This window comes from Psychrobacillus lasiicapitis, assembly GCF_006861795.1.
Lineage (GTDB): Bacteria > Bacillota > Bacilli > Bacillales_A > Planococcaceae > Psychrobacillus > Psychrobacillus lasiicapitis.
In genome coordinates this window covers 168,516-182,072 of record NZ_VDGH01000009.1, presented here as the reverse complement: position 1 = coordinate 182,072, position 13,557 = coordinate 168,516, and the positions used below count along the sequence as shown (strand labels likewise).

General features: G+C 33.4%; 11 protein-coding genes. 2 read left to right on the top strand and 9 right to left on the bottom strand.

The features are described from left to right. Positions 1–5: 5 nt before the first annotated feature. From FG382_RS15855 to FG382_RS15830, 6 genes are all read right to left on the bottom strand, one after another. Entirely contained in the window at positions 6–1,268 is a 1,263-nt protein-coding gene (locus tag FG382_RS15855; RefSeq protein WP_142539865.1) for a nitrilase-related carbon-nitrogen hydrolase, read from the bottom strand. 2 nt (positions 1,269–1,270) lie between these two features. After that, positions 1,271–2,353, bottom strand: a complete 1,083-nt coding sequence (locus FG382_RS15850) for a hypothetical protein (protein ID WP_142539864.1) — start codon at positions 2,351–2,353, stop codon at positions 1,271–1,273. 36 nt (positions 2,354–2,389) lie between these two features. After that, the gene (locus FG382_RS15845; RefSeq protein WP_142539863.1) at positions 2,390–3,658 is read right to left on the bottom strand and encodes a hypothetical protein; all 1,269 of its coding nucleotides are present in this window, start codon (positions 3,656–3,658) and stop codon (positions 2,390–2,392) included. Then, on the bottom strand, positions 3,648–5,459 hold the full coding sequence (locus FG382_RS15840; RefSeq protein ID WP_142539862.1) for an AAA family ATPase: 1,812 nt from the start codon (positions 5,457–5,459) through the stop codon (positions 3,648–3,650). The genes FG382_RS15845 and FG382_RS15840 overlap by 11 nt, the downstream gene beginning before the upstream one ends. A gap of 167 nt (positions 5,460–5,626) precedes the next feature. After that, on the bottom strand, positions 5,627–5,953 hold the full coding sequence (locus FG382_RS15835) for a hypothetical protein (protein WP_142539861.1): 327 nt from the start codon (positions 5,951–5,953) through the stop codon (positions 5,627–5,629). A gap of 365 nt (positions 5,954–6,318) precedes the next feature. After that, positions 6,319–6,669 (bottom strand): hypothetical protein, encoded by a 351-nt coding sequence (locus tag FG382_RS15830; RefSeq protein ID WP_211356410.1) that lies wholly within the window; start codon positions 6,667–6,669, stop codon positions 6,319–6,321. A 207-nt stretch (positions 6,670–6,876) separates the two neighbouring features. Here FG382_RS15830 and FG382_RS23585 point away from each other — a divergent pair, with 207 nt between their 5' ends. Together FG382_RS23585 and FG382_RS15820 are read left to right on the top strand one after the other, a co-directional pair. Next, entirely contained in the window at positions 6,877–7,116 is a 240-nt protein-coding gene (locus FG382_RS23585; RefSeq protein ID WP_142539859.1) for a YolD-like family protein, read from the top strand. Between the two features lie 15 nt (positions 7,117–7,131). After that, positions 7,132–7,332 (top strand): hypothetical protein, encoded by a 201-nt coding sequence (locus FG382_RS15820; protein WP_142539858.1) that lies wholly within the window; start codon positions 7,132–7,134, stop codon positions 7,330–7,332. A 148-nt stretch (positions 7,333–7,480) separates the two neighbouring features. Here FG382_RS15820 and FG382_RS15815 read toward each other — a convergent pair whose 3' ends face one another. The 3 genes from FG382_RS15815 to FG382_RS15805 are packed head-to-tail and all read right to left on the bottom strand — an operon-like array spanning position 7,481 to position 13,407. Continuing rightward, entirely contained in the window at positions 7,481–8,596 is a 1,116-nt protein-coding gene (locus FG382_RS15815; RefSeq protein WP_142539857.1) for a restriction endonuclease subunit S, read from the bottom strand. After that, positions 8,589–10,211 (bottom strand): HsdM family class I SAM-dependent methyltransferase, encoded by a 1,623-nt coding sequence (locus FG382_RS15810; protein ID WP_142539856.1) that lies wholly within the window; start codon positions 10,209–10,211, stop codon positions 8,589–8,591. Before FG382_RS15810 ends, FG382_RS15815 begins: the two co-directional genes overlap by 8 nt. A 19-nt stretch (positions 10,212–10,230) precedes the next feature. After that, positions 10,231–13,407 carry a type I restriction endonuclease subunit R gene (locus FG382_RS15805; protein WP_142539855.1) on the bottom strand — a complete coding sequence of 1,059 codons (3,177 nt, stop codon included), beginning with the start codon at positions 13,405–13,407 and terminating at the stop codon, positions 10,231–10,233. Between the last annotated feature and the right edge of the window lie 150 nt (positions 13,408–13,557).

Here is a 13,557-nt window from a genome sequence, read left to right as displayed (position 1 = left end):
TGGTGTCAAATATTTATTTCGTTCGATAATAAACCTTCATATTTTTTTTTGTGTTTTTCCACAATCCCCATCATACTATTTCCATTCTTTTGATAGATACTGGAAGTGCCATACATATGTTGTAAATCAAATCCAATTTGATTATCTTTACCTTCAAATAACTGTACATCTTTATATCGATTAGTTTTTGCGCCTATTAACAGGTCAGGGGTAGCCACTACCGCCGCAATTCTGTTCTCTATGACTCTCAGCTTCAATAAAGCAATGGTTGTAGCTAAATCAACTTTATCACTAGTGATGTACACAAAAATTTGATGAGCATCTCTACTTTGCTTCACCTTATACAAATATGTTCTATCATATAAATCTTCATAGTTAACTATATGCACTTGTATATTTTCTTTCCCTTTTATAAGGATAAGTGAGTACTCTTCATCATCTGATCTATTTTGTAAAGTAGATTTGATCGTACAAGAAGTAATGTCAATTATACAATCGGAGAGTCTATTAGTACCTACTGTAAATTGGTCATACATCTTATCGCTATAATAAGGGGACATCTCATCTAAGTAAACTTGCTTATCTGCTATTGAAAAAATACTATAAGCATGTTCCTCTTCCCCGTTACCCTTTGTGTAGCATGCTCGTAATTTCTGTCCTTGGTAATAACCAATACGATCAGAAGGTTGATTCATGTTTATCCGATTGCCCATTGTACAAAAAACATACGAATTAAGTTCGATAGAGCGCCCTTTTAAGATGTTACACCATTTGGACATTTTTACATTGCCACCCGTTAGATTTATCAATATGTCTGCACCTTGTTTTTCTAAGCGTTCCGTTACTAATGGAAAAAACATATCATGACAAATATATGGTTGAATACGTTTACCATTTAGGATTACCGGTGTGTACATCATCTGCTGTTCTTCATTTGTTAGCTCAAAATCAAATAGTGTTTTTCTAGCCGTTGAATGTTTAATATAGAATTTCTCCTCCGTTTCCCCTTCTTTTGGTTCCCAATTCAAATAATAAGCTCTTTCTGAACCATCAGGCATAGAGAATCCTAGTAAGACTGGTTTGTTCAAAAAATCTGCTATATTTTCTATGAATGACCATGGATCTTCTTCATTTTCCAACTGAATAAAAGCTTCTGGAAAAACCACTAAGTCAACTTTTTGATGTTTAATGATATCCAACACTTCATCATAAAGATTTTGATAATTATATTGATAATCTTCATAGGGTTGTACTAATAAAATTTGCATTATTATAATTCCTCCAGCTTAATATGCTCTATATTTTGCATGCCTAGATGATGCTTATACGTTTCAATATATGGTCCCATCGATACTGGAGCTACCAACCAACCATATTGGTGAAAGTTTGTTAGATTCATTAGACCACCTAAAGCATGTTTAGACTCTTTCATTTCAATTTCAATACCAAGCAGTGGGAAATACATTTCCCTAATTTGTTTATCTAGCAGATACTTTAAAAGAGGAAAATGAATCGCATCACTTTTTAATCGTATGGCGATTTCCCTTAAGAAATCGATAAATCCTTCACCTATTTGAAAGCCAACCGCTATATCAATTTTAGGTTTATAGAAATACTGGCCATCTTGTTTCAAAGGTTTTTGTTCAAATGTAATGGGATCTAAAGTAAAATATTTAGATGGCATAAATTCTTTCTCTAGATGAAACGCCCATTTAAAATAGTCAGGGGTACGATCATATTCAATTTGTAAATTTGACTGTTGAAGTTTATTGAATAAACTTTTAGCTACTATAATTGAGTCTTTTTCTCCACCAGAACCCTTTAATCGTAATTTTTCATCTGATTTTCCAATAATCAAAGTTTTACTGAATGTTGGTAAATCCTTCAACATACATGCATCAAATAGAAATAAGGGACGCTCTCCCATTACCTTTTGAATCGTACGTACGATTTTTATAGCACGCCTATATGTATCATTTTCTTTTGCAGCTGCAGCATTATTGACAACCAAAAAGTTAAAATAGCAAGGAGAAAGTTTTAAATTTCCAATATTACCTAATTGATTTTTGGAAGACGTTGTTGAGCCTTCAATCTCAAATGCTGCAAATGGAATATATTTTTCATTAATTAATGGGATATCTGCAACCTTTTCCACATTAAGTTCTGAGACATTTAATAACCAAACAACATCATATCTTGGTGCATACATACCTGGTATATTTGTAAAGGAATATTCTCGAAAAGCTTGAAAACCAAGTTGACTACCAATTAAAACAATTTGTTCTTGGATTGTCCTGGTCGTTAATTTAACCATTCGTTGAGCACAACCTTTTTTCAATGATATTATTTTCATTTTACTAAAAGTACTTCTTTTAATTTTAAAAAAACTTTAAATTAGTAAGTCCTTTGTAAACAAGGTTGCCACTTTTATCTTCTCTTTTTCTACTTCTTTTAACTCTATTGCACCAACACAAAGTAAACCCTTAATTTGTACATTCGTATCAACTAAGTATTGACCTCGATCATTTTTTACCAGATACATATAATCAATTAGCTCGCTTAAACCTTTTGATACATAGTCCATTTTCTGTGTGTTTTTTATCTCCCCAATCACAAGGCTATCTAACCGGTTCATTTTGCGATCAACTTTTTCAATCAAAATATCTGGTCTACCACCCCAATAAATCGCAGACTTATCTACGTTAAAAAATGTTTTTGCTAATTCTCTATATTGATGAATCGATTGCATTTTATGGATCAAATATGGGTTGGCACTATCCGCTAATTCATCAATATGAATTTGAAATTTCACAAACTTGGAACCTGTAGAATTATGATACAAATGAACATCAAATTCACCATCTGCCCAGCTTGCAACCTTCGAGTTTGTTCCATCCATTAAATAATAAGTTACATTGTTTTGCTGTTTTAAAATTTGAACAATCCAGTACAGCTCGAACAAAACATCTTCATTTGTAGGTATGATAAAAAACTCATGCAGTACTTCAGTTAATTGTTCAGGAGTAAAATCTTCCTGTTCTATTTTCCGAATAAAAAACAAGAGATGAGCTGCCTCTCTATAAATCTTCTTTCGATGAGATTTCACTTTATTAATTGTTCTATCTGAAACGTTTTTTCGTACAATTCTGGATACATACACATTTTGGTATAACGCCTTCTCAACAAAGTCCCGATTATTCAGCACTTCTTCATACCAAGGTCGGGATGCAAAAATGTTTAGGAATTGATCATCGAAACAATAATTATACAACTTAACCAGTAGCTCTTTTAATACTAAGTTTTCATCGGTGTTAAACGTACGCTCCGTTTCACGAGTAATAAATCGAAAACTATCTTTCGGATTTGTTTGCAAACGTCTTTGGAGCGTTTCTTCCCATAATATTTCTCCACGTACCTCATGATAACTTTCCAGCGTATTCGAATCTGTTGATGATTTAATTGAACCTAATGCACCCTCTAATGAATTCATAAATATAAGTGTACGCTTGTTCTTAATGAACCTCAGTTTTAACAAATCTTGGAGTCGGTCGATGGAAAAATGCGCTTTATGAATAAAAGAGTCTATTTGAATGACCCCATCTTTTAAGTATCCATAGAGATAGCTACTTACTTCATCAATCATCCACTCATACTTCATCTACAACACCAATTTGGAAAAAGTCTTCGATAAAATCCTTTAAAAGGTCCTCTGCTATCAAGTCGCCTAACTTGACACTTAACTGAGCGACAAAGTCTTTAATCTTATAATCATTTAACCCTTCGAATTGAGGCAGCACATATAATATTATTGCTGACGTGAAATCTTCGCTTTCTGCAGTATAATTTGCAATATCACGGACAATTGCTGGCCCAATCTTACGGTATTGATTGATAAGCTCCCAGAGTGTAGTTAACGTTTCCGTATGAATATAATTTTGAATAGACCAAGCATCCAGATATTCATCTACTAAACGTGGTGAAATGTACTTCGGTACACCTACTGGTATAAAGGCAAAACGGCGCATAAATGCATAGCTCATTTCAAATAATGACGACTTATCAATGGTGTTCATTGTACCGATAATTCGCCAATCATTCGGAACAACGAACTCATTCTTTTGAATGTCACCATTCACTTTACTTTCAGGTTTTAATATAATTGGAGTCCCGTCTTTCATTTCGTAGGAAAGTGTTACCTCATCCCCTGATAGCACTGAAAATAAAGGTCCAAATGCTTTATCGATATCCGCTCGATTAATTTCATCAATAATTAACCACTCATTTAGATTGATAAATTCTTTGTTTTTGAAGCATTCTAGAAATATACCAGAATCAAAATATAGCTCTCCATTTTTAGTTGGTTTATAGCCACCTATGGTATCGTAGGTTGTCCAATTAGATGTCGCTGTTACAAGCTTGTTTGATATTCCAATTTGATTACAAATTTCAGTCGCTAGTTTTGATTTCCCTGTACCTGGGGGACCAGTTAAAATAATATGTTTACCACTCTTTAATGCCGTTTGAATTTGATTTAACAATATTCCCTCATTTTCAAATACGAGATTTCCCAAGGTTGAAATATTTAAGTCAAAATTATCATCTACAGGTTGTGGTAATGGTTGTGGTATTATTTTGGGATTTTTTTTCGGATTAGGTTTCCACATATCATAAATCATTTTATTATGATAAAAGTTCACAGGATTATACTGTCCATCAGCTTCTAAGGTTTCGCGAATTTCATACAATTTCTTATCTATATCTGGTTCATTTTCATTACGAATACTATCATAAAAACTTTTCACGATTAATGATTTATGAGTTGCACTTGCCATACATTCAAAATAATCGGGAGCAATTAGATGTGATATTATATGTTGTACTTGTACATTTTTCCCAATTATGTTTTTTGTGTCCGCAATAACTTTCTTTAACTCCCATGGATCGTCTAGCACGTTATGTCGCTCTTCAACAGACATGAGCTTAATCGTGGTTGCAAACTGAATAATATAGGAAATCTCCTCAAATTTTGCTGTATTATAATATGTACCTGTTGCACCAATCCCTAATTCTAAATCCTTTAATAATGGATGCTTGTTATCGTAAGGAACTTCTCCCCAGCTTGCAATATCTTTAAGTTTTAGCAGCTTAGTACGGTAACTCACGGTTTTTGAATATGGAAATAAATAATAAACATACATGATCTCCATGGCTAGTTGATAAATCACTTGAGGTGCACCTTGTAATTGCATTTCAAATTTTTTATCAAACGTCAATTGTCCAGAATACATTGGACTGTCATTAAATCTATTTTTTAATAATTTCAAATTTTCCAATGTCCATAGTGTATGATTTTCATTAAATAATGAACGATCTTGCAACAAGCAGTTTTCTTTCCATTCATTTGCTGCATTATATACATTATCGCGATCTCCGATAACGTCATAAAACACCTTTGCCATAATACATCCCCCATCATTCAATTTACAGCATCACTTCTTTTCTAAGTCGCAGATACTGTCCTTTCACAAATAAAAGAATAAAATAAGACTGTTAGTGCTTACTACAAGGCTTTCTCGCATCCTATTCTACGAATATATCTGAATTGTTCGAGAATAGGTACAAAAGACTATGAACAAAGCTTTTTAAGTATTTCCTTCGCCATTTCTACGGACTTCGGGTCTGCTTGATTCAATCTTTTTGACTGAATAATGTATTCCATTGCTTCAATAACCTTATTCATACGAACAACCTTCATTAAAGCACTTACTCTTGCCTGTGTACCTCCAATGGTTCGGTCTCTTTGTTCTTTTTCAAAAATAGTTTGAGTAAATTTTTTTTTAAAAGCACGATCCATTTCTAGACGAGGATAATTATCAAGTACCTCTGTAATATAATGTGCCACAAACCAACAACCTGCCGTTTCAATAGCCCTCTTTAATGTTTTATCTTCCATAATTAATCACCTCAAAGTGAGTATATCATAAAATTTGGTAATCTCATTTAGCAATTTTCTGACTAACAACCGTCTATAATCATCAATAATCAAGTGCGATTGCAAAACACATAAGGAAACCTAGTTAATAGTGGGTTATCACTCTTCTGAATTTACTTTACACACAATCTTTATGGCGTTCAAACTTAATTATCCAATAAAAAATCACCTCTAAAAAAAAAAATAGTGAGGTGACTTTTACTTGCTGTATTAGTTGAATACTTGGATATCTAAACTTTTAAAAATCATTTTATCTCAATTTGAAAAACCGCACTATAAATTATTTGTACTAGTTCGTAAGAGTACATTTTACGAACCGAGGGAGTTTAAATAGTATTGATTAGTTTTTTCGAGTCTGCTAAAAGCCCTATTAAGGGAATAAAATTAATAAGCATAAATGGGGCAATAAGAGTGTAAATAATAATTAATGAAGTTTTTTTCCTTAATAGTCCTGATAGCTTATAAGAAAAAAACGCAAACAAAATTGCAGATAATATCATTAGAACTTGAAATAGACCATATGGAAAAAAACTAACATAATAATATGGTTCATATTCTCTAAAAGCCAAAATTAAAAAGAGAAGAAAGTAAACAGCTATAAAAGAAATAAGGAGCGATTTCCTAGCTTTATTAATAGAAAGTAATTGATTGATATGTATTTGTTTTAAATCTTCCATCGAATCACTTTTATTTATTAATCCGTTTCCACATCTGGAACAAAAGTTAGATTTTTCAGGTTGTTTTTCTCCACAACTAGAACAATACATGCAATTTCCCTCTTTCCGCAATTTATTAATACTTTAGTTTAATATACCTATAAACTAACATATTCGCCATAGTTTCAAGTAATCCTTTTCTTTTGCACAAGTTGTTAACAAAAAAATATGTTAATTTTTCTTAAGTCACCCCCACTGTTAGGGCATGCAATTGAAGAAACAATAAACATTGGGATTAAAAGAAAGTGTGAAGTGATATTAAAAATTTGGGAGGACGGAAGAACTAATGTGAGAGGTGGGATGATAGAAAACGTAGATTTATATCGGCGCACATTACAATTAGATGATCCATTCGGATTGCATACATTTCAATTAGACGACATAATAGATGTAACCGCGACAGAATAAATGAGGTGTAGCTTAATGACTGACGAACAGAAGGAAAAATTAGACACTATAGTAGACGCATTAGAACACAAAGTACCACGTGAAGTATTAGTCAAAGCTATAGAAAAAATAAAAAGTATGAATGACGAGGAATTACGAGGATTACATTTTGTAATGGATTTAATGAATAAACACGACATCGACATAAATTTATATGAAGAAACCACCAACCTTTAAATTTGGGCTCTGGGGTGTTCAATTTGGACATCCGTTACTTTTTGGTTGTTCCTTTTTTTGCAGTCAACTCCAAAAAGGACTTCTTAAAATGAAGTCCTCGATTGGAGTATATTTATATATTTAAGTGGTTAAACGATAATTTAACAGCCTAGTTTTCAACTATAGCTTGCTCATTCATCAATATTGGTAGTAGCCAATCTCTGAGATTCATTAAATTTTGGTTTTCTCTTGTATTACTGGCAATTAAGTTGAACATTGGTTGTATTTTTTTGTTAAAGAATTTTATTTCCTGTTCGGATGGGATATAAATCTCTCTATATTTAAGAAGGGGCTTTTGCAAATGTTTTAGTCCTGTTCCCTGGAAGAACTTTATATTAAGTTCTGGGGTAATAGATTTTAACATGAGGAAAAGATAATCTTCCATCCCGTTTTTCGCAGTAATACACCAAGTATCAGTGGAATAGGCAGATTTCCCAACGTAAAACTTAACGTCAGCATTACCTCCAGTGTTTAAATAGCAGTTTCTACCGCTAACTAAATAATCGTCCCATTCAAGAATCGTATCACCACTTGTAAAAAATGGGTAATTCCCTTTTATACCTTTAGCATCGCCTACTTGAATTTTGGACTTACTATTTTCAACGAGAATATCGCTAACTTTACCATTTGGCTTCTTTCCAAAGTATAGGTGCATATATGTTTTATATGCCATCTTATCTAAATTATTATTTATTTCTCTGTTAGTTAGTATTTTTTTGCTAATTAGAGACATTGTTTTCACTATACGCTTTTGAATGTTTATATCTGGAAATTTAACAGGTACATTTTTTAGAATGTCAGTATTTAAATTAGGCATGTTAGAACCAACAGCGTTTTTTAAAATCCATTTTTTAATTTGAGGAGTATTCAAGTAATAGGAAATAAACTCTGGAATAACTTCCTCGCTTTCAAAGCGGACTAGAAAACAACCAGTTCCACAAAGCTCACCATCTTCTTTTTCCGATATAAAAGCATGTTTCTCAACGTCTCCTCTTCGAGCGTAGACAATATCGTTTTGATGAACAACATATCTTTTAAGTCTTTTGGCATCTTCCTCAGAAATAAAAGCTATTTTTTCGTAAGAAATTGTTCTGTCACCAATATTTTGCGGCATAATAACAGCGATTCCGGAACTTTTATAGTCAGATTTATGAAGTTGAGTTCCGAAGGGTCCAGTGATTATTTTTGAAATATCTCCTAGATTTTTTTCTGTCCAATTACTCATATTTCACCTTTTTCGACTGCTCCATAATTTCATTTTGTAATCGGTTTCCTTCTGCAAAAAGCGATTGTAGTTTTGTTGAGTAATCCTCCATTTGAGCATTAAATTCATCTTGAGTTAGTTCAATATACTCAATCTTAACATCGAAATACTGTCCAGCTGATAAGGAATATTTTTTTCCAATAATTTCATCATAAGTAACTGCAACGGAGAAATTATCAATAGCTTCCTTGTTTCTGAAAGTTGATACAATCTGCTCAATTTCATTCGGACGCAAACGACGTTTTTTGTTGTTACCATCTTGATATTCTTCGCCCATTTTAGATGAATCAATTAGGATAACTTTTTCGCTTTGTTTTGATTTATCAAAGAATAGTACAGAGACGTTTGTACCAGTTGTTGCGAATACATTTGAAGGCATACTGATGCATCCATAAACGATTTTTTCATCTACGATGTATTTTAGAATTTTATTCTCCACACCGCTTTTAGAAGTGATAAATCCAGTAGGAACAACGATTGCACCGCGTCCAGTATTTTTCAGAGAGTTAATAACGTGCTGGATAAAACATGTATAGATTGCCATACTATCTTTCTTTTTAGCTGGTACTTTTGGAACTCCGGCCCAGAAGCGTGCAGGCATAGCTGCCAATTTTTCACGAGTATCAGAGAAATCCATTTTGAATGGAGGATTTGATACGACAAAATCGAATTGACGTAGTGATTGCCCATCATTCGCTTTATGGTAAGGTGAAACTAAAGTATCTCCTTGAATCGCATGATCTAGAGAAGAGACAAGACCATTTAGAATTAAATTTAGTTTCAACATTTTGTTGCTTCGTTGAGAGATGTCTTGAGCAAAAATGGTACAACGATCTTCATGGACTTGGTGGGCAAGAGCCATTAATAGAGTCCCAGTTCCAGCTGATGGATCGTAACACTCAATGTTGTGCAAATCAGCATTATCTCCAACGAGTAATCTAGCCATAATTGTTGCGATAGCATGAGGAGTATAGTATTCTGCATACTTTCCACCACCCGCAGTATTGTAATCTTTGATTAGATATTCAAAAATAGCCGCAAAGAAGTCGTAGTTTTGTGCAAATGCACCTTCAAATGAAAAATTTACCAATTTATCAACTAAAGCACGTGCGAAAGGTGCTCGTTCTGCAGTATCTGTAATAAAAACAGTACTTGGCTCAAATAAAGGAATTCTGGTATCTTGTGTTGTTTGTGTTGCGAAGATATCGATATTTTTATCTGCAATATCAATCATCGTGCTATCAAAAATTAAATCAAAATCGCCTTTTTGCTGTTGATTCCAAAGAGAAGAAATCAAGTGTTCTGGATTGAGACGAGGAACATCTGGAGAAAGTTCATCTAGAATATCTAGACGGTCATCCTCAGACATGTTTGCATATACAATTTCCCATTTCTCTTCTTCAGCAAGAGCGGGGTTGATTTTTTTTACCTCAAATGCAAATTTGTCATTGATATACTTATATAGGAAAACTTGCGTAATTATTTTATACTCATTGCCGTCGTTACCCATTCCATAAGTTTGACAAGTTGATTTGAGTTCATCAATAAGTAATATTGTCTGTTCTTTAATATTCATGTGACTCTCCTAAGTTAATCTATACAGCGGGATAAGTTCCACTGTATTGATTTAGATATTGTTTTGTAATGCGAACTTGGATGAATAGGCGGTCTTCTCTTGAATTATCAAGGTTGAGCTTATTCATGCCTTCTTTAATTTGCTTCATGACTGTTTGCTCAAAATAAGCGTCTTTTTTAAGAATATCATTTCTGTCATAAACTTGCTGGTCTATATCATTTTTGATATAAAGCAATGTATTGATAACTGATTCATCGTACTCCGAAACCATTGGCTTTTTGTGTTCAATTTTACGCTTTACGTTTTCTTCACGAATTCTTTTGTGAACACGAGCAAATTTTACATCACCTTTGTATTTCTTTAATAGTATATTGTTTCGTTTTTTCAGCTCTTGCAATTTTTTTAGAACTTCATCTAATGCTTTTGAATGTTCTTTGAACTCATTAACACTATCAATAACAAATCCATGTTCTTTGAATCTTAAAATAAACGCTTCACGTAGAGTAATAAATTCTGGATCGTCAGGATCCATATTTTCTGTAAAATCATTAATGGCGCGCTTCCATTTTTTTTGCAATTCCATACCGCCTAAAATAATCTTCATTTCTTCTTCATCGATCTTACTGAAATTGAATGTTATATCTTTCATCGCTTCGTTAACAAGCATTTTGGTTGAATCATTTTGATAAAATGCTTCTTTTTGATTAATATTGTTAATATGATGTTGAACTTCAGAAATCATTGTTGGCAGTTTAGTTATTTCAAGATGAGAGAATGCTTCTTTTAAATCCTCATCTCCAAAAGTACGGACAATATTACAACAATCACGGGCAGAAACTAACACCTTCTTCAATTGCAGAAGTTCTTTTTTATCCTCAATAGTTGATATTTCAGAGCTGAAATCTTCAAGGTTATCTGTCGTGTAGTTAAACAATGTTTGACGTACCTCTCGCATCTGAGCGATTAATGCATCTTTATCTTCGAGGACTTGTTGAAATGTATCTGTAGCATTACCTTCACCTGTTTCATCAGTATCATTGAAGCGATTTAGTTCTTTCAAATATGCTTCATTCGTTTCCACGAAATTTTTTTTTATATCCGCAAAGTCAATAATGTATCCATAGCGGTTGTCTTTATAAGGACGATTCACACGAGTTAGAGCTTGAAGCAAATTATGATCTTTTAGTTTTCTTCCGAAGTAAACACGTTTCAAACGAGGCGCATCAAACCCAGTTAATAGCATATTAAAAACTATCAAAATATCAACTGTCATATTCTTTTTGAAATCCTTAACAATTTTTTTTCGGGTTTCTTTATCTTCACTATCGTGAAGAATTAACCCAACTTTAAAATTACTCTTTTCTGATGACTGGGAATTGATTTCATATTGAACATCGTCAAAAAAAGCATAAAGGTTTCGAGCTTGTTCACTCGATTCACATATTACCATACCACCAAGAGTGTTATCCCCGTGTATTAATCTAAAGCTCTTTAGATCTTTAATGATAAAGCGAACCAGCTCTTTTACGTAACTCTCATGTTCGATAATATGTTTTTTTTTGATGTCTTTCTTTTCAACAAGCTTTTCCAATTTTTCATAGATTGTAGAAAGACTTTCGCGATATGAAGTTTCAATATCTTCGCGGATAATTTTAAGAGTATAGCCATCCTGAATAGATTTATCATAGTAATACGTATGAATGTAATCGCCAAATACTTTCCAAGAAGCCCGTTCTTCTTTAAGAAGAGGCGTACCAGTTAAAGCAATTTTGATAGAGTTTTTGTCTGAATCAAATAGATTAGCCAAAAAACTGCCTGTTGGATTATATCCACGATGAGCTTCATCAATGATAAAAATACGTTGAAGGTTAGTGGCATAAGGTGGAATTTCAATTTTTTCTTTGTCTTCGGCAAAGCGTTGGATATTTACAACTGTAATTTCACTTTTACCACTACTACCTTCAAGTGCTTGGTTAGTTTTGAATTGTTCCATTAATTCAGCACGAGAATCGGCTGTTTTTACTTCTAGACCACGAGCTTCGAATTCTTGTGATGCTTGTTCAAGTAAATCTAATCTATCCACGATGAAATAGAATTTTGCAACTTTATTTTGTGCAGCAAAATAATCCGACAACACATGGTTTAAATAGAAGGAGAGGGCGGTTTTACCACTTCCTTGCGTATGCCAAATAACGCCAGATTTGACCCCTTCATCCAATTTACTACATATAGCCATTGATGCGAACATTTGTTGATAACGCATGATGTGCTTTTGATCTGTAGTCTCAATTGCACCATCGACTTCACGTTCCATCTTCACATATGCAATTCCGTACTTAACGATAAATAGCAATCGTTCAGGACTACACATCGAAGTGATGATACGATTTGTAGGTGTATTGAAATTTAAATTAGTTTGATATTCTGGAGCAGTATGAATGACCTGACAATTATAATCAGACAGTATTCGTCTCTCATCGTCGACATTGATAGCATTATAACAATAATTTTGGATATAAGGTGCTATCTCTTGATCTGCCGGATTTTCTTCTCTGAAACTATTGAAAGGAGCAGACTCACGAGCTGCTGTGCAGTAAAAAGCACCCTGGATAGGAACAATACCTCCCATAGTGTCGTATTCCATATTGTTAGAAAATATCATTAACTGTGTGATGTTGACGAATCGACGAAACTTTTTATTTGGGAAACGCTGACGATTCATACGGTTGCTTTCAGCCACCATGCCACCTTGATTATTTGGTTTTTTTACTTCGATAAACACAAGAGGAAGCCCATTCACAAAAAGTGAGATATCAGGACGAAATTCATCCTGATCACGTTTACAGGTGAACTCTGCTGTAAAATGAAAAATATTATTTTTTGGATTGTCGAAGTCGATTAATCTTGTGGGAGAAACAGAAGTTAGACGATTATAAAAACTACGCCCCAAATCATCATTATCCAATTCCTGGCAAATTTCACGCAAAACGTGTTCTGCATCTCCACCATTTTCGGGATTTAATTTTTCAAATTGTTCTTTAAAAACGTCCAAGAGAATATTGGTATCCGGATCATAGATTTGCCCGGCATTTTCTTCTGATATTTTGCCAAAGTAGTTAAAACCAAGTCTTGTAAGATGTACCATGGCTGGCATTTGTACACGAGTTGCTTCGTTAAATGTATTTCTCTGGCTCATTGTTTTTCCTCCAATAATATTTTTTAGTTATGAGTTTGCTTGCCATTTTGTTTCTTCACGTATCAGTTCTAATAAGATCGTTCGTCATGTAATTGAAGATGCTTCGCCACTGTCTCAAAAAGCCGTTTTTTTCATCAAATTCTCGAAATA

Excerpts from the sequence above, each read along its gene's own strand:
- FG382_RS15805 (WP_142539855.1), bottom strand. The coding sequence starts at position 13,407 with ATGAGCCAGAGAAATACATTTAACGAAGCAACTCGTGTACAAATGCCA.
- FG382_RS15815 (WP_142539857.1), bottom strand. The coding sequence starts at position 8,596 with ATGAGTAATTGGACAGAAAAAAATCTAGGAGATATTTCAAAAATAATC.
- FG382_RS15835 (WP_142539861.1), bottom strand. The coding sequence starts at position 5,953 with ATGGAAGATAAAACATTAAAGAGGGCTATTGAAACGGCAGGTTGTTGG.
- FG382_RS15840 (WP_142539862.1), bottom strand. The coding sequence starts at position 5,459 with ATGGCAAAGGTGTTTTATGACGTTATCGGAGATCGCGATAATGTATAT.
- FG382_RS15845 (WP_142539863.1), bottom strand. The coding sequence starts at position 3,658 with ATGAAGTATGAGTGGATGATTGATGAAGTAAGTAGCTATCTCTATGGA.
- FG382_RS15850 (WP_142539864.1), bottom strand. The coding sequence starts at position 2,353 with ATGAAAATAATATCATTGAAAAAAGGTTGTGCTCAACGAATGGTTAAA.
- FG382_RS23585 (WP_142539859.1), top strand. The coding sequence starts at position 6,877 with ATGTTAATTTTTCTTAAGTCACCCCCACTGTTAGGGCATGCAATTGAA.
- FG382_RS15855 (WP_142539865.1), bottom strand. The coding sequence starts at position 1,268 with ATGCAAATTTTATTAGTACAACCCTATGAAGATTATCAATATAATTAT.
- FG382_RS15820 (WP_142539858.1), top strand. The coding sequence starts at position 7,132 with ATGACTGACGAACAGAAGGAAAAATTAGACACTATAGTAGACGCATTA.
- FG382_RS15830 (WP_211356410.1), bottom strand. The coding sequence starts at position 6,669 with ATGGAAGATTTAAAACAAATACATATCAATCAATTACTTTCTATTAAT.
- FG382_RS15810 (WP_142539856.1), bottom strand. The coding sequence starts at position 10,211 with ATGAATATTAAAGAACAGACAATATTACTTATTGATGAACTCAAATCA.